Genomic DNA, 19708 nt, shown 5'->3' with positions numbered 1-19708 from the left:
CCCGGGCGCACCGCACCCGACTCGTCACACGGGAGACGCCGGCGCATGAACACGCCACCACCGCAGCCCGAAGCGGACCGGACCGACGGATCAGCGGTCCGGATCGGCGCCCTCGTCCCGCTGACCCCGCCCGGCTGGGTCGAGGCGGGCCGGCACCTGCTCGCCGGGCTGGAACTGGCAGCCCGCGAGGTCAACGACGCCGGCGGTATCGCCGGGCGGCCGCTGGAACTGCTGGTCCGGGACACCGCGGCCGATCCGCGGCGGGCCGAAGCGGCCATCGACGAGCTGGCCGGCCTGGGGGCGGTCGCCGTCGCGGGGGAGTACCACAGCGTCGTCGCCCGCGCCGCCGCCACCAGGGCCGACGCCCTCGGCCTGCCGTTCCTCTGCTCCTCGGCGGTCCTCGACGCGCTCACCGAGCAGCCGACACGATGGGTCGCCCGCCTCGCCCCGGCGCAGTCCCACGGCTGGCGGATCTACGCCGACTTCCTGCTCGCCGCGGGTCACCGCCGGATCGCCGTGGCGACCCAGCCGAGCGCCTACTGGGCGGCAGGCACCCGCATCCTGCGGGACCACCTCGCGCCACGCGGCGGCACCGTCCTCGAACTCGACGCCGCCGCGCTCGACCCCGCCGCCCTGTGCGACGGGCTCGCCGCCGGTCGCGCGACGGCCCTCCTCCTGCTGGTCGGCCACCCGGAACCGGCGGTGCCGATCGTCACGGCGGTACGCCGCGACCCGCGCCTCGCCGGGATGCTGCTCGGCGCCCCGGCCGGGCAACCGGAGTTCGCCGGGTGGGAGACGGTGCTGGGCGCCGACGGCGCCGCGGTCCCGTTCCTGCGCTACCTGCCGGAGCAACTCGGCCCGCTCGGCGTACGCGTCGGGACCGCGCTGCGCGAACGGCTCGCCGAAGCGCCCTCCTTCGTCGCGTTCGAGGGCTACGACACGGTCACCGTCCTCGCCGACGTGCTGCGCGCGCACGGCACGGACCGGGCACGTATCGCCGAGTCCTGGCCGCACGTCGCGGTCGAGGGCACCCGCGGGCAGATCCGGTTCACCCGCACGCCCGGGATCGGCGTGTGGCAGTGGGCGTGGCCGCCGGTCCGCGTCGTCGACCGGGACCCGGCGGCACCCGACCGCTTCCGCGTCCGCCACGCCGGCTGAGGGGGGTCCCGCCGGGGGAGAGCGGGCGGCGCTGCCTGCGCGTCAGGGCCGACGCCCCCGGTCGTCACATGCGCCGCATCCGCCTTGCGAACCTCGCACGCCTCCCGCACCTCCCGCACCTCGGCGGAGCAAGTGCGGCACAGAGGTGTCGCGGGCCGTGTGCAACGTTGTAATCTCGGCTCGGCTCGAACGTGATCAGACGTGTTCTCCCCCCTCGACCGTCTATCAAGGAGGCGGTCATGCCCCGCACAGCATCCAGCCGTCCGCTGCGATCCGCCGGGAACGTCGCGCTCGTCCTGCTGCTCACCGTCCTGTGCTGCATGGGCCTGAGACCGTCGAGCGCGCACGCGGCCGGCGGGACCTTCCGCAACCCGCTGGGCACCAGCCCCGACCCCTACATGACCTACTACCAGGGCAACTACTACCTGGCCGCCACCGAGGGCGACGCCGTGCGCATCGCCGTCGCGCCCACGCTGGGCGACCTGCTCACCGCGCCGCGCGTCACCGTCTGGCAGGACCCCGACGCCTCCCGCAACCAGCAGGTGTGGGCGCCGTCGTTCTATCTGATCGACGGGCACTGGTACATCTACTACACCGCCGACAACGGGGTGGACGACAACCACCGCCTCTACGTCGTCGAGTCCGAGGGCACCGACCCGCTCGGCCCGTACCACTTCAAGGCCGAGCTGCAACCGCCGAACGCCCCCGACGAGTGGGCCATCGACCCCGTGCTGCTGCGGCAGAGCGACGGGAACCTCTACCTGCTGTGGTCCGGCGCCGGCACCGAGGGCCACAACCTCATCTACATCGCCCCGATGTCCGACCCCTGGACGGTCTCCGGCGACCGCGTGTACCTGCCCTCCGACGGCGGCTGCTCCACCATCCGCGAGGCCCCCTCGATCCTGCAGCACGACGGCACCACGTACCTCGTCTACTCCACCTGCGACACGGGCCTGCCGGACTACCAGCTCTGGATGAAGTCCATTCCGAGCAGCGCCGATCCGCTCCAGCCGGGCAACTGGACCCAGCACGCGGGAGCGGTCTTCTCCCGCAACGACGCGACGGGCGTGTGGGGCCCCGGCTCCAACGGCTTCTTCAAGAGCCCGGACGGCACCGAGGACTGGATCGTCTACCACGGCAAGAACACCTCGGACTACACCTACGACGGTCGCACCACCCGTGCGCAGAAGATCAGTTGGAACGCCGACGGCACCCCGGACCTCGGTGCGCCGCTCGCCGCCGGCGCCACCCAGGACCTGCCGTCCGGCGACCCCGGCGGCGGCTCGTACTGGATCAACGACACCGGCAGCAGCAGCGGTTCGGGCTCGATCGCCTACACCGGCGACTGGAACTCCGGCGGCGGCTGCGGCGTCCAGTGCTTCTGGGGGGACGACCACTGGAGCGCCGAGCCCGGCGCCACCGCCACCTGGACGTTCACCGGCACCCGGATCGCCCTGCTGTCGGTGCGCGACACCGGCAACGGCATCGCCGCCTTCTCCGTCGACGGCGGCCCGGAGACGACCGCCGACTACTACGGCGCGATCCGGATGGGGGAGCAGCTGAACTACGTGAGCCCCCAACTCGCCTACGGGCAGCACACGTTGCGGGTGCGGGTCACCGGCGACAAGAACGCCTCCTCCGGTGCCGCGTACATCTCCATCGACCGCGCCGAGGTCTACTCCAACTGACCTTCTTGCCGAGGCTGTTGAGCGGCACCAGGCCATTCGGACCGGCCGCGGTTCCTGACGGCACGTCAGGAACCGCGGGCCGGTCAGTCGCCCAGCACCAGCCGTTCGAGCGCCGCGCGGGCCCGCGCGTCGGCCTCGGCCCGCTGCGCCAGCGCCGCGGCCAGCTCGGCCGCCCACGCGTCCAGCGCCACGGGAGTGCGCGACAGCACCACGCCGCGTACCACGGTGGCCACCTCGCCCTGCGGCCGTCCGTGCGCCAGGGTCAGGATCAACCGCCGGTCGTCCAGGGCGACTTCGAGCCGCTCCACCCGTCCCTCGCGTCCGGCGAGCCGGTCGCTCATGGTGCGCTTGCGCTCGGACGTCACCGAGCCGGCCGGCAGCGCGTCCGCCAGCGACCCGGTCAGCACCTTGGCGTAGATCTCCAGGTCGGCCGAGTCACGGCGCAGCGCGGCGGCCACCATGTCGATCGACGCGCCGGAGGCCGGCTCCCCGCCGTCGCGCGTGCCGCCTTCGCCCGTACCGCCTTCGTTGCCCGCCCGCCCCTGGAACGGGTCCTGCTCGCTCATCGTCGTCCCCATGCTCGTGAAGTCGTCCTGTCCCGCGGATGCCGAGCCTGTCACCCGTCGAGACTGAGCACCATCGTGGGCCGCTCGATCTCGTGGTCGGGCCGCAGCGGCCGGACCGCCGTGCCGATCGAGAAGAACTCCGTGGTGTGGCCGCCCCACCGGTGGTTGTGCGCGTTGAGCTGCACCCCGACCACCCCTTCCGCCTGGAGCGCCTCCGCCTCCGCCTGCATCCGCGCCATGGCCAGCTCGCGGGCGTCGTACAGCGCCTGCGTGAACTGCTCGATCTCCACGTTCCGGCCCATGTTCGACATCACCGAACCCATCTTCTGGTGCGCGATGTGGTAGACGCAGCTGCCCATCACCATGCCGAGCGGCGCGTAGCCGGCCCGGATCAGCGTCCAGAAGTCCTGTCCCGACAGGTCCGAGGTGAACGGCTGTCCCTTGTTGTTGCGCCAGGTGCCGCCGCCGGGAGGAGCGGCGTCGCCCTTGACGGCGGTGCCGATCGCGATGAACTCCGCGATGTCCTTGCCGAACTCCCGCGCCTCCACGGTCAGCCGGACCCCGACGATGCCGTCCGCGCCCAGTGCCGCGGCCTCCGCCTCCATCCGGGTCATGGCCAACTCCCGGGCGTGGTACATCGCCTGGCTGAGGGTGTCCAGCTCCTGGTTCTTGCCCCAGCGGCCGAACTGGATGCCGACGTGGTAGATCGAGCTGCCCAGGACCAGGCCGATCGGCTTGAAGCCCGCCTCCCGCACCAGCAGGAACTCGTTCACCGACAGGTCGCTGGTGAAGATCGACCCGGCGCGGCCGGGCGCCAGCTCGGACAACCGACGCATCGCGTCTGCGGGAACGCCCTCGGCGCTCGGCTGTTCGTTCGTCATGTCAGTACCCCTCGTCAACCGTGCGATGGTGCGATGCGAAAGCGGTCAGGGACGGTGGCGGCTCCGCGGCCGGCCGGCCGTCCCGGTCGTTCTGGTCGTCCTCGTCCTCGTCCTCGTCGTCCTAGTCGTTCAGCTCGCTGATCTCCTGGACCAGCCGCCGGTACTCCGCGCGGTCCGCGTACGGACTGGACGCGACCGTCGCCAGCCGCTTGCGCAGCCTGACCCCGCGGTCGCCCAGCGGCATCACCGACAGCGTGCGCGGCGGCTCCTTGCGGACGTGGAAGCGTGCGATGCTGGTGCCGATCATCGTCGCCTCCGCGACGTGGTCCTCCTGGTCGGAACTGCCGGACCGCAGGCAGCTCTCCGCCCACACGCGCAGCTCGCTGTCGGCCATGACGACCCCGTCGCCGCCCCGCCGGGCGCTCTGCGCCCTGAGCTGGCTCCGGGCGTCGGAGCGGACCGCGTGGACCAGGTCGCTCCACCCGCTCACCTCGATGTTGGACCAGGAGAACGTCTGCGACGCGGTCCGGTAGTCGTCGTGCCGGACCCCGATCGACATGCCCACCAGCAACTCGACCGGCACCCACCCGGCACCGAGCAGCTTCGCGAAGCCCTGCCCGTCCAGATGCGAGGTGAACGGCTGCTCGACGTGCCGGCTGCCCCGCGCCCGCACCGCCGTGCCGATCACCTTGAACTCCAGGCAGTTGGCCTGGCCGATGAACGGTGCCATGGTCAGCGCGGCAGCCACCACGCCGTCGCCCCCGAGCGCCCGGCACTCCGCGGACATCCGACCCAGCGCGGTGCGCCGGGCCTCGTCGAAGACGCCGACCAGCGCCTGCGACGGGGAGCCGCCCCCCGACAGCGCGACCGGGGCGCCGGTCCTCGAACCGAAGGTATAGCTGTACCGGGCGCCCGGGTACTGGCAGTCGTGATAGCCCCAGTACCTGCCGCTGCGACCGATGTGGAACACCGCGGAACCCATCACCTGGCCGACCGGTTCGAAGCCCACGGAGCGGATCGCCGCGAACTCCCCGGTGGACAGCGCGGACGTCCACGTCCCGCTGCCCCCGGCCGAGGCCAGCCGTTCGGCCGCGGCGGGCGGAAGGCCCTGCCCGCTCCATGACACCGACATCGGTCCCCCGTCTCCCACTGGGCGTAGCAGCGATGCTCTGCCCTGAACCTTAGAGGCTCCCACCCCCACCCCGCTCAAGGACGCGCTCCACCACGACAGCAGGATCAGTCCGGCGAGCGGCACCACCGCCGTCGTGAGGGCCATGACGGTGTGCTGGGCGAACACGGTTCCGGGCGGGCCTGTCGGAGCGATCGCGTTGCGACGGGTTTCTCATTGGAGCGGGCCGGCTGCCTGTGGGAGGGTCCGGGGTGTGATCAGCCTGGACGGGGTGCCGGTGCGCGAGCTGGTGCTCGTGGGTGGAGCCCGGCCCGCGGACGTCGTGCGTGTGCATCGCGAGGCGCTGGACGTGTTGCGTTCGAGTGTCGATGCGGCCCACGTCGATGCGTACAGCGGTGACGCCTGGCCGCCGGAGGTTCTGGCGTCGTATGAGCGCGTCCTGTCGCAGGCGCGGGAAGAGGTCGCGCGCGGACGCCGCTCCAGGCGGGCCGATCCTGGGATGGGGATCGACATCGACGTCGGGGACGACGGGCAGTTCGCACTGCTGTCGGACCTGGTCCCGTACACGATCCACGCCGAGGGCCGGCGGGACGGCCGCGTGGTCTTCACCGCCGACGACACCGGTACGGCCCTGTGGATCGAGGTGACGCGGGAGCAGGAAGCGGTGCTTCGGTCCCGATTGGACCTGCTGGGGATTCCGCCGGGCACGCTCGCGGCCCCCGGGCGGTAGACCGTGAGGTGGACGTGGCGCCGGACGCCCGAGGAGTGGGACCCGCGTTGGGTGTGGCGCTGTCGCCGCGCCGGCTTCGGGTGCGCCGCGGGGCAGGGGAATGGGGTGGAGGCGGGGGCGCGGGGAAACGTAGGGTGCCGGGGTGGAGGCAGCTGACTTTTACACCGGCATCGTCGCGGAGATCTACGGGCCGCTGAGGTCGGCCGTCCAGGACCCGGAGTCGTCCGCGGCGTTCGTGCGGGAGGCGGGCTCGCCGGCGCTGGAACTGGGGTGCGGTGACGGTGATCCGCTGCTCGATCTGCGCGGGCGCGGCTTGGACGTGGAGGGGGTCGACTCCTCGGCGGACATGCTGGACCGGTGCCGTCGCAGGGCGCGGGAGCAGGGCGTCGACGTGGTCGTGCACCATCAGCGGATGGAGGCGCTCGACCTGCCGCGCCGCTATCGTGCGATCTTCCTCGCCGGGCCGACGTTCAACCTCCTTCCCGACGACCGGGCCGCGTCGGCCGCGCTCCGGGGCATCCGTGCGCACCTCGCCGAGGGAGGCACCGCCCTGGTGCCGCTGTTCGTCCCGACCCCCACGCCCGCCGAGGACATCGGCCGGCTGCGCACCGCCGTGGCGGACGACGGTGCGGAGTTGCGCGTGTCGGTGGTGTCCGAGGAACGCGACGACGACGCGCGGACGCAGACGACGTTGCTGCGCTACGAGCGGCACGGCGACGGGGAGAGCACCGTCGTGGACCGGCCCTGGGTGATCCACTGGTACACCCGCTCGGGTTTCGAGCGCCTTGCGGCGGAGGCAGGCCTGGCAGCGGTGTCCGTCCAGGACGTCCCGGGTACCACCCTCCTGCACCACCGGCTGCGGGCCCGCGGTCCGCACGCCGCGTCACACGCTGCGTAAGGGAAGCATGGGCATGGCTCTCGACTGGGAACTCGGCAGAACCTTCGACAGCGCGTCGGGCGAGGTGCGTTGGGAACGGTTCGGTGATCCGGCGGCCGAGCCGGTGGTGCTGCCGCACGGCACGCCCTTCTCCTCCTACGTCTGGCGCGCCGTCGCCCGCGCGCTCGCCGCGCGTCACCAGGTGTACGTCTGGGACATGCCCGGCTACGGTGCCTCCGCGAAGTTCGACGGGCAGGACGTCTCGCTGGCCGCCCAGGGCCGGGTCTTCACCGAGCTGCTGGCGCACTGGGGCCTGGCCGAACCCCGCGTGGTGGCCCACGACTTCGGCGGAGCCGTCGCCCTGCGCGCGCATCTGCTGCACGGCGCGCGCTATCAGCGGCTCGCCCTGGTCGATCCGGTCGCCCTGGCGCCTTGGGGCTCACCGTTCTTCCGCCTGGTCGGCGCGCACGCCGAGGTCTTCGAACAGTTGCCACCCGACCTGCACCGGGCGCTCGTCCGCGAGTACGTCGGCTCGGCGAGCAGCCCGGGGCTCCACCCGGCGACCCTCGACCGCCGGGTCGCACCGTGGCTCGGTGCCGACGGTCAGCCGGCCTTCTACCGCCAGACCGCCCAGGCCGACCAGCGCTTCACCGACGAGCTCCAGCCGCGCTACGGCGCCCTCGCCCTCCCCGTCCTGGTCTGCTGGGGCGAGGACGACACCTGGATTCCCGTCGCCAAGGCCCACGAGCTGGCATCGCGCATCCCCGCCGCCGAGTTGCACCTGCTCCCGGGCGCCGGCCACCTGGTCCAGGAGGACGCCCCGGCCGAACTCACCGCGGCCCTCCTGCACTTCCTCGCCTGACCGGCACGCGCTGACCGGCGACCCGGCGAAGGAGGAGGCGCTACGCCGGGTCGGCTCCCACGAGACCGTCACCGACCCGGCCGCGCTCCAGCGGCTCGACCCGGTGCCCGGCCTGGCCGAACTGGTCGGCCCGCCTGTTTGGCGATGGGCTCCAGGGGCGCGTCCGGCTCCTCCTCGGCGAACACGCGCACCGCGGCCGCGTGGATCTTGGCCCTGTTGCGCCGCGCGTCGGCTCGCAACGGGCGCTGTGCACTGTCGGCCATCGACGGTCGCCGCTCCCTTCTCGGATTCCGGGCAACGTGCCATCCCGCCCTCCGCCATCGGTTGCGCGATCGAGCGGCCCGACCTCATCGACGTGAGCGAGATCGTGGTCCGCCCCACCGTCCGAGCATGAACCCGGCGAGGCTGTCGGCAGCACCCCCCAACATACCGACGGGCAGGGTGCGTGCCGTCGCCGTCCCACAGGGTCCGGCCCGCGCCGGCGGTGGCTTCCGGCGCGGGCATCGGTACGCGGCTCCTCCCGAAGGCGCCGGGTTACGGCCGGTAGGCGCGGACGGCGACGATGTGGGCGTGCGGTGCGCCGTGGACGCCGTCCACGGCGATGCGCAGCGCGCCGGTGCGCACCGGCTCCGGGAGGCGGTGAACGCGGTGGCGGCGGCGGTTGGCGCTGACGGTGACGCAGGTCCGCCACTCCCCGTCCTCGTCCCGGACCTGGACGCGGTAGTCGCTCACGAGTTCCGGCATGATCTCGAACGGTGTGCGGTGCCGGTGCAGGTTGTTGAGGTACTCGTCCACGTCGTCGTCGAGGACCACGTGGACGCTGCCCAGTTCCTGGGGCTCGTCCCATGCGAGTTGCAGCCACTCGCCGGCGGCGGTCGTGGGGTCGGCGTGGTCGACGGCATCGGCGTGGTCGGCGGGGTCGGGCAAACGGGCGGAGGACCACATCTGGGGCCCGCCGTAAGGGCGTTGATAGCCGCCGACGGCCTTGTCCGGGGCGAACGCGGCGGTGGCCGGCTCGGCGCGGAAGCAGAAGGAGCGGCGGCGCAGTTCGCGGGCGGACCATTCGAGCACCCGCTGCCCCTCCTCCTCGGGGATGTCGTGGTCCACGCCCGGGTCGCCCTCGGCCCTGCGGCGCAGCGAGAGCACGCCGTCGACCCGCCCGTCCCACAGGTGCAACTCCGCGTCCGGGCAGGCGCGGACGATGACGACGACGTTCCCCGGGTGCTCCGGTCGATACGCGAAGACCGCGGTGGCCCAGTGCGGGTCGCCGGGCCCGACCGGCACGGTGGTGGCGGCGATACGGTCCACCGGCACCCCGTTCTCCGGCAGGCCGGTGCCCCACAACTCAACGGTGAGCGTGGCCCCTTGGGGGTTCCCGGTCCGGACCAGCAGGTCGATCGAGTCCAGCGCCGGATCGACGGGCAGCAGGAGCGCCACGTCACGGGTGAGCGGGTAGGGCTCCGTTCGCGCGTCAGGCTCCGTCCGCGTGCCGGGCTCGGTCGGCGCGCCGGGGGGCGGGGCGCCGAGGGTGTCCTGGGTGGAGGAGGCGGTGACGCGGGCGGCGCGGGCGAGGTCGGCGGGGTCGGTGTTCCGGGCGCCGATCACGGAGGCGTCCTGCCGCAGCAGGGTGCGGGTGACCAACTCGACTTTCTCGGTGGCGAGTTGGCGGGGTGTGACCTGGTGTTCCGCGCACAGGGCCGCCGCGGTGCCGGCGGCCTCGCCCAGCGTCGCGCAGGTCGCCATCACCCGGGTGGCGCCGAAGGCGATGTGGGTGGCGGAGATGTTCCGGCCGGCGAGCAGCAGGTTGTCGACGTTCACCGAGTACAGGCAGCGCAGCGGGATGTGGAAGACGCCGTCGGCGTAGCGCTGCCTGGCGCCGGGCTCCTCGGCGTACATTCCCTGCACGGGGTGCAGGTCGATGGACCAGCCGCCGAAGGCGACCCGGTCGTCGAACTGCCGCTGGTCGAGGATGTCCTGCTGGGTGAGGGTGTGGTCACCGACGAAGCGCCGGTACTCCCGCTTGCCGGGCAGCGCGCCGACCCACTCCAGGGTGAGGGTGTCGGCGTCGAACTGCCCGGAGTTCTTGATGTGGTCCCAGATGCCCATGACCACCGACTGGAGTTCGTCGCGGATGCGCTCGTTGTCGTGGACGGTGTCCAGCTCGCCGCCCCACTCGATCCACCAGTAGTCGCAGCCGTTGTCGCCGGTGCGCAGCACCCGGTTGCGCAGGATCGGCGTCGTGGACAGGTCCTTGGCGTACGACGGGGGCACGAACTTCACCGGCCGGCCGGCGTCGCGGGTGGAGAAGAGGATCGTGGAGCCCAGCAGCGCCCGGTCGGCGGTCTCCGGCGCCCAGCTCTCCCCGTACTCGGCCCGCGCCTCCCGCCCGATCCGGTAGCGGGCGCCGGCCAGATGCCCGATCAGCCCGTCGCCGGTGCAGTCCAGGAACTGCCGGCCACGGAAGACCGTGGTGCGCTCCGCGCCCATCGTCCAGCCGGTCACGGCGTGGACGTGGCGGACGTCGTCCGGGCCGGTGGCCTCCACCTCGCGTACGTCGGTGTTGAGGTGGAGGTCGATCAGGGGCTCGGCGAGGACCGCGTCGAGGACGACCTGGTCCCAGTAGTGCGGGTTGCCCTCGGGGTTGCGGTACTGGTTCTCGGTGTAGAGCTCGCCCATGATGCCGGTCTCGCGCGCGTAGCGCTGCACACCGTGTGCGGTCGCCCCGCACACCCAGACCCGTACCTCGCTGCTGGAATTGCCGCCCAGCACGGGCCGGTTGTGCACCAGCGCGACCGTACGGCCCAGCCGCGCCGCGGCCACCGCCGCGCACACCCCGGCCAGGCCGCCGCCGACCACCACGACGTCGTAGCGGCGTTCCTCAGCGAGCACGGCCGGTCTCCGTTCCGGTGGTGGGCGCGAACCGCGAGGGCAGCCAGTGGAGTTGGCGCAGCGACTGGAAGGGGCCGCCGCCCTCGTGGTCGTTGAAGGGGTAGACCTCGATGCTCTTGTCGGTGCCGCGGTAGGCGTTGAAGGCCGCGAAGACCGTCGAGGGCGGGCAGGTCTGGTCCTCCAGGCCGACGGAGAACAGCGCCGGGGCGGTGGCGCGCGCGGCGAAGTGGACCCCGTCGAAGTACGACAGGGTGCGGAAGACCTGCTCGGTGTGGTCGCGGTGGGCGCGCAGGTAGCGGGCCACCTCGCGGTAGGGGTCGCGGTCGGTGAGGCTGACGGCCCGCTCGAAGTGGCACAGGAACGGCACGTCCACGGCGACCGCCGCCAGGTCGGGGACGAGTCCCGCGACGGCCAGGGTGATGCCGCCGCCCTGGCTGCCGCCGGCCACCGCCACCCGCGAGGCGTCCACCCTCGGGTGGCTGCGCGCGGCTTCCACCGCCCGGACCGCGTCGGTGAAGACCCGCCGGTAGTAGTAGCCGTGCCGGTCGCCGATCCCGCGGGTCATCTGGCCGGGCTGGGCGGGGGTGCTGCCCACCGGGTCAGGGGTGTCGCCGACCGACCCGCCGCTGCCCTGGCCGCGGGTGTCCATCACGAAGCAGGCGAACCCGGCCGCGGCCCAGAGCAGATGCTCGTGCGGCAGGCCGCGCCCGCCGTTGTACCCGATGTACTTCACCACCGTCGGCAGCGGTTCGCCGCCGCCGGCCGGCAGCACCAGCCAGCCCTTCACCGGGTGGCCGCCGAACCCGGCGAACGTCGCGTCGAGCACCTCCACGCCGGGCAGCGGCAGCTCGACCGGCGTGAACCGCGCGTCGATCGCGGACGCGCGGGCCTCTTGCAGCGTGCCGTCCCAGAACGCGTCGAAGTCGTCGGGCGCGGGCAGGTCGGGCCGGTAGCTTCGGAGTTCTTCCAGCGGCAGGTCGAATCGCGACATCAGTGGCTCTCTGTGGTGGGTCGGTGTGCTGTCGGTCGGCGGAGCAGGGTGCCGGGGTGGCACGCGGTGGCAGATGGCGGGGAGGTGTCGGTACGTGGTGGCAGGTGGCGGCTGGGCGGCGCGGCCCAGGCGGGAGCCGGGCTCGCCGAGGCGGGCGGACACGGGTGCGCGGGGCGGCGGATCAGGGCCGGTCGGGCAGGCGGAAGCGGGCCTCGATCCGGGCTCGTCGGGCGCGGCCGCGCAGCAGCACCACGCCGAGCGGCAGCCCGGTCGGGTTGCCGTCGGCGACGGCCGCGTACGCCACGAAGCCCTGCGGTACGTCGAGTTCGAGCACGGGCGACCCGGCGGCGTCCCACGCACCGGTCAGCCGGCGGTCGGCGGGAACGGGCAGCCGGCGGACCTCGCGCAGCCAGCCGTGGCCGGTGTCGTGCTCCGGCTCCCGGGGGCTGCCGCCGGTGGCGGTGGATGCCGAGCCGGCGTCCTGGTCCAGGGCGGCCTGGTCCGAAGTGTCCTGGTCCGGGCCGTCGTCGGTGAGCAGGGCGGGGTGCCCGGCGCCGGGCGCGAACGCGCCGTCGCCGTGGAAGACCCACTCCAGCAGGCCGGTGGCGGGCGCCTCGGTCTCGAAGACGTCCGTCCAGCCGTCGTCGGCCAGTTCGAGCGTGCGGCGCAGGGTGTGGCCGTCCCAGGCGGACTGCGCCGACACCCGGTGCTCGGAGGCGTGCAGCAGCCGGCCGGTGTGGGCCGGCTGGCGCCGCCCGTCGCAGATCATCAGGTTGTGGGCGACGGGGGAGCGCATCCAGGCGGTGAAGCGGGCGCCGTAGCCGCTGGTGCCCAGGTCCAGGCTCTGCCAGCCGCCCGCGGTCTCGGCGTCGACGGCGAGCTTGTCGCGGTGGTCGTGCCATCCGCCGTCCGGGCCGAACCGCAGGGTCAGCCGGGCGCGGTCCGAGCGCAGCAGCGCCACCCCGGCCTCCGGCCAGACCAGGGACCGTTCTTCGTCGCCGGGCGGGGTCGGCAGCTCGTCCGGTCCGAAGACCAGGGCCGCCACCGAGCGGCGCGGGCCGAGCACGCCGACGCCACCTGGCAGGTCGGCACCGGCCCACAACTGCACCGGCCCCGGCCGCGGCACGCGATAGTACGGCGCGGGGTCCACCGGCCGCTCGGGCAGCAGCGTCCAGGCGGCTTCCGCGTGCGGGGCGAAGTCCGCGGTCCAGCAGTCGGGCCACCCGTCGCCGTAGGCGGGCAACCGGCTGTCGGAGTAGGCCAGTTGGGGCGGGGCGCTGACGGCGCGGGACAGGCGGGCGGCGGAGTCCTCGTCCAGGCCGTCGAGGCCGGTCGCCTCGCGATACGACAGCAGTGCCGCGACGGCGTAGTAGTGGTAGTGGGCGTTCGACTCGAACCACAGGCCCTCGGCGTGGAAGCCCCGGGCGATCTGGGCCCGGGCGCCGAACTCGCCGTCCCGGCACCAGTCGAGCAGTTCCCGGTCGGCCAGCAGCGCCGCGCATTCGGCCACCGCGGCCAGCAGCCAGCAGTGGATGTTGTGGATCGCGGAGATCTGGGGGCGCAGCAGGTCCGCCACCGCCCGGGCGAACCGCGGCAGCGCGGCGCGGGTGCCCGCGCCGAGCGCGTCCGGCCCGGCCCAGCGCAGCGCGCGCAGCAGCAGGACCGCCCAGACCGCCTCGTCCAGCGACTGCGGCTGCACCCGCCCCCGGCCGGCGTGCACGCCGTGCGGCTGGTAGTCGAGGTAGTCGCGGGTGTACGTCGCGAAGATCCGCTCCAGTGCGGCCCGGGCCCGCTCGCGCTGTGCGGGTTCGGGTGACAGGCGCAGCAGCAGTGCGGCGCGCTGGGCCTGCGCCGCCACGCAGTTGTGCACGGTGGTCCGCCAGGCGCCGTCCCACGGTTCGCCGCGGTAGACCCGCCCGCACGAGGCGCAGACGTGCCGGTGCGGGGAGTCCGGGGCGAAGGTGAGGGCGGAGCCGTCGTCGTCGCAGAAGTAGTGGTGGGTCCAGGCCGTCGGGGTGGCGGGACCGGGGATGACGAGGCCGGGCTGCCAGCGGTCGAAGTCCGCACGGACGTGGTCGGTGATGTCGCGCGCCCATGCGTGGTCGTCGACACGTCGGACGACCTCGGGCCAGTCGGGGGTCATGGAGTCTCCTCGTCCCGGAACGCTAGGAGAAAGCGGTTTCTTATGTCAATGGCCCAGCACGGAAACGGTCTACGGCGAGCGGCGGGTGCGCATATTTCGAGAGCGCTTTCTGCGCATCGAGGCGCCGGCCCCGCCGACACCACTGGACCCGGCCGTCGGCACCCGCCACCTCGGCCCCGCGCTACATGTACGTACAAGTGGTTGATTCCTGCCCGTCGCTTATAACAAGTTCGGGCCATGAATGCTTCGGAGGAGACGGTCCCGGTACGTGCACGGGGGAGGCGTCGGCCCCGAGCCTGGTCCGACTCCGTTCGCGGAGTGAGGAGTTGGCGATCGGGAGCCGGGAGCCGGGAGCCGGGAGCCGGGAGCCGGGAGCCGGGAGCCGGGAGCCGGGAGCCGGGCACCGGGCACCGGGCACCGGGAGCGAGGAGCTGGAGCCGCCTCGCCGACCGCGCCCCTCGGGTGTTGTTGACGGTCACCGTGGCCACGTCCGACCGGTAGCGGTCCTCGGACCACTCGATCGGCACGCCCGGCGCGTCGACGGTCAGGCGTCGTTTCCTCAGCAGGGGAGTCCCCGGCGCGAGGTCGAGAACTCCGCGCACAGCTCGGCCTCCGACGGCAGATGATCGCCGACCTGGTCCTCGCCGCTTCGGACGCGCCTGCACAACCGGGCCGCGATGGCGCTGTGCAAGGGCTCCCTCACGCACCTGACGGTACAGGTGTGTTCGCGTGGTCGTGTGTGCGGGCGGCGGGGCCTCGGAGTCGGTCGGGGTGTCATGACACAGCGGGCCGCGGATCGCCGAGCGCAGGTGGATTCGTCCAGATCGCGAGCTGGTGTCCAACTCGCCCAAGGGTCCGCCCAGGTGAACAGCGGATGTCTTGTACGTACAAGTCATTGACGCGTTCCCGAGTGGGCTGCGAGAGTTCTGCCAAGCTCGAAGCTCGAAATGAGAAGGCCGAGCGGACTCCCCGGGTTGTCCCGGCCCTCGCTCGCGTACCGGATCGGAGCGCGCACGGCAGGTCGGCGCAGGCCCGCGGGGAGCCCGGCGGCCGTGACCGCAGTCCGGTCACCTCGGCACCATCCCTAGCGAAGGACAACCATGCCCGAATCCGTACAGCTGGTCTGCCTCGACATGGCCGGCACGACCGTCGAGGACGGCGGCGCTGTTCTCGCGGCCTTCCACGAGGCGCTGCCCGTGGCCGGGTTCACCCCGGGGAGCCCCGAGCACGCCGCTGCGGTCGCCTACGCGCTGGAGACCATGGGCCAGTCGAAGATCGCGGTCTTCCGGGTGCTGACCCGGGGCGACGAGGACCGTGCCGCCCGCGCGAACCAGGCGTTCGAGCAGGCGTACGCGCGCTCCGTGGCCGAGAACGGCGTCGCTCCGCTGCCGGGCGCGGCCGACGCCATCGAGCGGATGCGCGCCGCCGGCCGCCAGGTCGTCCTGACCACCGGCTTCTCCCCGGCCACCCGCGATCAGATCCTCGACGAGCTGGGCTGGCGCGACCTGGTCACCCTCGCCCTGTCGCCGGTCGACGCCGGCCGCGGCCGCCCCTACCCGGACATGCTGCTCACCGCGCTCCTGCGCACCGGCACCGAGTCCGTCACCCGACTCGCCGCCGTCGGTGACACGACCAGCGACCTGCTGGCCGGGCACCGCGCGGGTGCGGCAGTGGTGGCGGGGGTGCGGACCGGCACCCACACCGACGCGGACTTCGCGACCGTGCCCCACACGCACGTCCTCGGCAGCGTGGCGGACCTGCCCGACCTCCTCAACGCCTACGACGGGGCCCTCGTGTGACCGCCGCGTCGCGGTGGTCCTCGGCGCGGCGCACCCCTCCTCGGTTTCCCTCCCCAGTACCGACAGTACCGACGTTCCCGGCGCTGCCCGAGACGTGCTCAGCCCTGTGAAAGGCCCCTCCCGTGCCGCTCTTCGACCTCCCACCGTCCGAACTCGCCGGCTACCTCGGCGACCTCCCCGAGCCCGAGGACTTCGACGCCTTCTGGGAGCGTACGATCGCGGCCACCCGCGCGCTTCCGCTGGACCTCGCCCTCGCCGAGGTGGAGACGCCGTGGCGGCTCGTCGACACCTATGACGTCTCCTTCGCGGGATTCGGCGGCGCCCCGATCAAGGCGTGGCTGACCGTGCCGGCGGGGGCGACGGGCCCGCTGCCGGCGGTCGTGCAGTACCACGGGCACACGCGCGGCCGGGGCTTCCCGCACACCGACCTGCTGTGGGCCACGGCCGGATACGCGCACTTCTCCATGGACAACCGGGGCCAGGGCAGCGGCTCCGGCGGGCCCGGCGCCGGCACCCCCGATCCGGACGCGGCCGCGGGACTGCCGCACGCCCCGGGCTACCTGACGCTCGGGATCACCGACCCGGAGACCTTCTTCTACCGCCGCCTCTACACCGACGCCGCCCGCCTGCTCCAGGCCGCCGCGGCCACCGAACTGGTGGACCCGGCCCGGATCATCGTGACCGGCGCCAGCCAGGGCGGCGGGATCGCCCTCGCCGCGGCCGCGCTGGCCGCGCACGTCGACGTGGACCTGCTGGGCGTCGCGGCCGACGTGCCGTACCTGTGCGCCTTCCCCCGCGCGGTCGCGCTGGCCGACCGGCGGCCCTACGACGAGGTGACCGCGTACCTCGCGGCGTGGCGGGACCGGACCGAGACCGTCTACCGCACCCTGTCCTACTTCGACGGCGCGCTGCTCGGCCTACGCGCGAGCGCCCCCGCCCTGTTCTCGGTCGGGCTGATGGACCGCACCTGCCCGCCCTCCTCGGTGTACGCCGCGTTCAACCGCTACGGCGCGCACTCCGCGGGTCCGGTCGAGAAGTCGATCAACGTCTACGGACACAACGGCCACGAGGGCGGCGGGGACTACCAGACCGCGGCCCAGGCGGAGTTCTTCGCCCGGCTCGTCCACCAAGCCGTGAGGAGATCCCACGGATGAGTACCCCCCAACCCGTAGCGGACCCGACCACCGCGGGCCGGCGCCCGAAGGCGCTGCTGATCGTCGTGGACGGCACGCGCTACGACCGGCTGAAGGCCGCGCGTACCCCGGCGATCGACTCGGTCGGCGAGGCCGGCGTGCTGGCCCCCTCCCACATCACCGACACCGCCCTCACGCTGCCGGTGTCCGGCCCCGGCCACGCGAGCCTGCACACCGGGGTCTGGCCGGACAAGCACCTGGTGTTCGAGAACGAGTTCGCCGGCCACGACCTCACCCGGTACCCGCCGCTGTTCACCCGGATCGGCCAACTGCGGCCGGACCTGGTGACGTTCAGCAGCGCGGACTGGGCACCGATCAACGACTTCCTGATCGCGTCGGCCACCACCAGGCTCCAGCCGGAGGAGGGCGACCCGGTCCGCAACGACGCCGCCACCACCCGGGACCTCGTGCACGCCCTGAAGGACCGGGAACTCGACCTGGCCTACGCCTACTTCCATCAGGTCGACGCCACCGGTCACGCCGTCGGGTCCGACTCGGACGCGTACGGCGCCGCGATCGAGCGGGTCGACGGCCACATCGGCGACATCCTCTCCGCCGTGCGGGCCCGCCCGACCCACGCCGAGGAGGACTGGCTGGTCCTGGTCGCCACCGACCACGGCCAGACCGGAGACCTGCACGGCGGCGACGAGGAGACCACCAGGACCGCGTGGATCGCGGCGAGTGCCTCCTGGATCGACGCCGGCATCGCCCGCGCCCGCACCTGGCGGCAGGTGGACATCGTCCCCTCGGTCCTGCGGCACTTCGCGATCCCGGTGGACCCCGCGTGGGGCCTGGACGGCGTCCCGATCGGCACCCCCGGCCAGGACCCCTTCGACACCGTCGCCGTCCCCGAGGGCGCGACCTCGACCGAGCAGGTGCCGGCCGGCTGGTCCCGGCTGGAGCGCACCCCGGACTGCGGCGATCCCGGATACCGCGGATGGCGGCTGATCCGGCAGCAGGACTGGGCACGCGAGGACGGCGGCCGGGGCCGGGGCTCCTTCGTCCGCAGCCGGGACATGATCGCCGTCGCCGACTCCCGGCGCTGGGGCGGCACCGGCGACTTCGACTCCACCCTCTGCTCGCCGTGGACCCCGGTCACCCCCGGGGCGCGGTTCACGGTGTCGTTCCTGAGCCACTACCGCCTGTGGAACGCCATCCCCGAGTTCGGCGCCACCGTGCACGCCGAGTTCGACGACGGCAGCACCCACCGGCTCTGGCTGCGGCTGCGGCCCGAGCCGCAGCTCAGCACGCCGCTGACGCTCAGCGGACACTGCCCCGACGGCGCGGGCCAGGTCCGGATCGCCTGGCGGCTGGTCGACCCCGGCACCCGCGGCTACTGGGCGATCAGCGCGCCCGAGATCGCCGTGGCCACCGCCTGAGACGGCACCGGCCCCGGCATCCTCCGCACCACCCACTCACACGACCCATTTCCCCTTGAGGACAGCTCATGCCTGAAACATCTCGACGCGCCTTCGCCGCCGCGGTCACCGCGCTCGCCGCGGGCCCGCTGCTGGCCGGTTGCGGCCGCGTGGTCGGCGGCAAAAAATCCTCCGGCGGCTCCGCCAAGGGCTCCTTCACCTTCTGGTCGAGCTGGAGCGAGGGCGAGCCGCAGCAGAAGGTCCTGGCCCAGCAGATCGCCGCGTTCACCAAGGACACCGGCATCAAGGTCGACGTGCAGTGGGGCGGCCGCGACGTCTTCGCCAAGATCTCGCCGACCCTCAACGCCGGCACCACCCCGTTCGACCTGATCGACGGCGCCCAGCGCAACGTGCGCTCGGTGCTGGTCAGCACGGGCAACGCGCTGTCGCTGAACGACGTGCTCGGCAAGCCCGCCGAGGGTGAGACCCAGCCGCTGTCGGCAGCCGTCAAGCCCGCCTACACCGACCTGGTCACCACCGGCGGCGACACCTGGATGATCCCCTACGAGGTGGCCTCCTCCGGGTTCTGGTTCAACGCCGCCGCCCACCCCGACGTCGCCGCCAACCCGCCGAAGACCTGGGACGAGCTGACCGCCCTGTTCCAGAAGGCCAAGGCGGCCGGCCGCGCGCCGATCGCCCAGGACGGCGACATCGCCCTCTACAACCTCTACTACTTCGCCGAACTGGTGGTGAACCAGCTCGGCCCCGGCAAGCTGCGCGCCGCGGCCGGCGACAAGACCGGCGACGCGCTCAAGGACCCGGCGATCCTCGCCGCCGCCCAGCGGATCGAGGAACTGGTCACCAAGCACTACTTCGCGCCCGGCTACAGCAGCAGCAAGTTCCCCGCCCTCCAGCAGAAGTGGGCCGCGGGCAAGGCCGACTTCCTCTACTGCGGCTCCTGGATTCCCTCCGAGACCGCCTCCTACCTGGCACGCGGCTTCAAACCGGGCTTCTTCCCGATGCCGAACGTCGCCGCGGGCGACGGCGGCAGCCCCGAGGCGTACCTGATCGGCTTCACGGTGCCGAAGAAGGCGGCCCGCGCCACCGAGGCCAAGCAGTTCATCAGCTACTTCATGAACAAGCAGCGGCTGGCCGCCATCGCGACCGACACCGCCAACCTGACCCCGCGCTGGGACGTCGCCGCCCCCGCGGTGCTGGCCGGCGTGCAGAAGAACCTGGACGCCGCGACCAAGCCGCTGCACGGGCAGTACGACGGCCTCGTGGACTACCAGAGCGACTGGACCACCAAGGTGCTCGAACCGCTGGTGAACAGCCTCCTGTTCGGCAAGACCTCCGCCAAGGACTTCGCGGCCAAGCTGCCCGAGCAGAGCGCGGCGTACTGGTCCAACAACGGCTGATCCGGCCCCACCGCAGCGGCCGTACG

17 protein-coding genes are annotated in these 19708 nt (G+C 73.0%); 9 read left to right on the top strand and 8 right to left on the bottom strand.

Annotation, left to right across the window (positions count from 1 at the left end; all coding sequences use genetic code 11):
* Positions 1-45 precede the first annotated feature (45 nt).
* Positions 46-1158 carry an ABC transporter substrate-binding protein gene (locus tag OG370_RS03665; RefSeq protein ID WP_328460526.1) on the top strand — a complete coding sequence of 371 codons (1113 nt, stop codon included), beginning with the start codon at positions 46-48 and terminating at the stop codon, positions 1156-1158.
* A 239-nt stretch (positions 1159-1397) separates the two neighbouring features.
* Positions 1398-2846 carry a glycoside hydrolase family 43 protein gene (locus OG370_RS03660; RefSeq protein ID WP_443060609.1) on the top strand — a complete coding sequence of 483 codons (1449 nt, stop codon included), beginning with the start codon at positions 1398-1400 and terminating at the stop codon, positions 2844-2846.
* An 83-nt stretch (positions 2847-2929) separates the two neighbouring features.
* On the opposite strand, the gene OG370_RS03655 is transcribed toward OG370_RS03660, so the two are convergent.
* From OG370_RS03655 to OG370_RS03645, 3 genes are all read right to left on the bottom strand, one after another.
* Positions 2930-3412, bottom strand: coding sequence for a hypothetical protein (locus OG370_RS03655; RefSeq protein WP_328460524.1), 483 nt, complete (start codon positions 3410-3412; stop codon positions 2930-2932).
* Between the two features lie 50 nt (positions 3413-3462).
* A complete protein-coding gene (locus tag OG370_RS03650) occupies positions 3463-4293 on the bottom strand; it encodes a heavy metal-binding domain-containing protein (protein WP_328460522.1) in 831 nt (276 codons plus the stop codon).
* Positions 4294-4414: 121 nt separating this feature from the next.
* The gene (locus tag OG370_RS03645) at positions 4415-5425 is read right to left on the bottom strand and encodes a heavy metal-binding domain-containing protein (RefSeq protein ID WP_328460520.1); all 1011 of its coding nucleotides are present in this window, start codon (positions 5423-5425) and stop codon (positions 4415-4417) included.
* 250 nt (positions 5426-5675) lie between these two features.
* On the opposite strand from OG370_RS03645, the gene OG370_RS03640 reads away from it, so the two are divergent.
* The 3 genes from OG370_RS03640 (at position 5676) to OG370_RS03630 (ending at position 7891) form a co-directional block, all read left to right on the top strand.
* Complete coding sequence (locus OG370_RS03640; RefSeq protein WP_328460517.1) at positions 5676-6152, top strand: hypothetical protein; 477 nt, start codon at positions 5676-5678, stop codon at positions 6150-6152.
* 142 nt (positions 6153-6294) lie between these two features.
* Positions 6295-7050: a class I SAM-dependent methyltransferase gene (locus OG370_RS03635; RefSeq protein ID WP_328460515.1), complete on the top strand. Its 756-nt coding sequence runs from the start codon at positions 6295-6297 to the stop codon at positions 7048-7050.
* 13 nt (positions 7051-7063) lie between these two features.
* Positions 7064-7891, top strand: coding sequence for an alpha/beta fold hydrolase (locus OG370_RS03630; RefSeq protein WP_328460513.1), 828 nt, complete (start codon positions 7064-7066; stop codon positions 7889-7891).
* A 534-nt stretch (positions 7892-8425) separates the two neighbouring features.
* Here the strand turns inward: OG370_RS03630 and OG370_RS03620 are convergent.
* The 5 genes from OG370_RS03620 to OG370_RS41410 all read right to left on the bottom strand — a co-directional run bounded on the left by OG370_RS03620 (position 8426) and on the right by OG370_RS41410 (position 14692).
* Positions 8426-10780: an FAD-dependent oxidoreductase gene (locus OG370_RS03620; protein WP_328460511.1), complete on the bottom strand. Its 2355-nt coding sequence runs from the start codon at positions 10778-10780 to the stop codon at positions 8426-8428.
* Positions 10770-11771 carry an acetylxylan esterase gene (locus tag OG370_RS03615; RefSeq protein ID WP_328460509.1) on the bottom strand — a complete coding sequence of 334 codons (1002 nt, stop codon included), beginning with the start codon at positions 11769-11771 and terminating at the stop codon, positions 10770-10772. The genes OG370_RS03620 and OG370_RS03615 overlap by 11 nt, the downstream gene beginning before the upstream one ends.
* Before the next feature lie 181 nt (positions 11772-11952).
* Positions 11953-13914: a heparinase II/III domain-containing protein gene (locus tag OG370_RS03610; RefSeq protein WP_328460507.1), complete on the bottom strand. Its 1962-nt coding sequence runs from the start codon at positions 13912-13914 to the stop codon at positions 11953-11955.
* Positions 13911-14516: a UTRA domain-containing protein gene (locus OG370_RS03605; RefSeq protein ID WP_443060608.1), complete on the bottom strand. Its 606-nt coding sequence runs from the start codon at positions 14514-14516 to the stop codon at positions 13911-13913. Before OG370_RS03605 ends, OG370_RS03610 begins: the two co-directional genes overlap by 4 nt.
* Positions 14474-14692: a GntR family transcriptional regulator gene (locus OG370_RS41410; RefSeq protein ID WP_443060607.1), complete on the bottom strand. Its 219-nt coding sequence runs from the start codon at positions 14690-14692 to the stop codon at positions 14474-14476. The genes OG370_RS03605 and OG370_RS41410 overlap by 43 nt, the downstream gene beginning before the upstream one ends.
* Before the next feature lie 322 nt (positions 14693-15014).
* Between OG370_RS41410 and OG370_RS03600 the strand changes: the two genes are divergently transcribed.
* The 4 genes from OG370_RS03600 (at position 15015) to OG370_RS03585 (ending at position 19682) form a co-directional block, all read left to right on the top strand.
* Positions 15015-15713 (top strand): phosphonatase-like hydrolase, encoded by a 699-nt coding sequence (locus tag OG370_RS03600; RefSeq protein ID WP_328460503.1) that lies wholly within the window; start codon positions 15015-15017, stop codon positions 15711-15713.
* A 122-nt stretch (positions 15714-15835) separates the two neighbouring features.
* Positions 15836-16867: an acetylxylan esterase gene (locus OG370_RS03595; RefSeq protein ID WP_328460501.1), complete on the top strand. Its 1032-nt coding sequence runs from the start codon at positions 15836-15838 to the stop codon at positions 16865-16867.
* A complete protein-coding gene (locus tag OG370_RS03590; protein WP_328460499.1) occupies positions 16864-18285 on the top strand; it encodes an alkaline phosphatase family protein in 1422 nt (473 codons plus the stop codon). Before OG370_RS03595 ends, OG370_RS03590 begins: the two co-directional genes overlap by 4 nt.
* 68 nt (positions 18286-18353) lie before the next feature.
* Positions 18354-19682, top strand: coding sequence for an ABC transporter substrate-binding protein (locus OG370_RS03585; RefSeq protein WP_328460497.1), 1329 nt, complete (start codon positions 18354-18356; stop codon positions 19680-19682).
* Positions 19683-19708: the final 26 nt, after the last annotated feature.

Origin of the sequence: Streptomyces sp. NBC_00448, from assembly GCF_036014115.1 — a bacterium.
In the GTDB taxonomy this organism is placed as follows: Bacteria; Actinomycetota; Actinomycetes; order Streptomycetales; family Streptomycetaceae; genus Actinacidiphila.
This window is presented reverse-complemented; position numbering and strand designations above follow the sequence as displayed.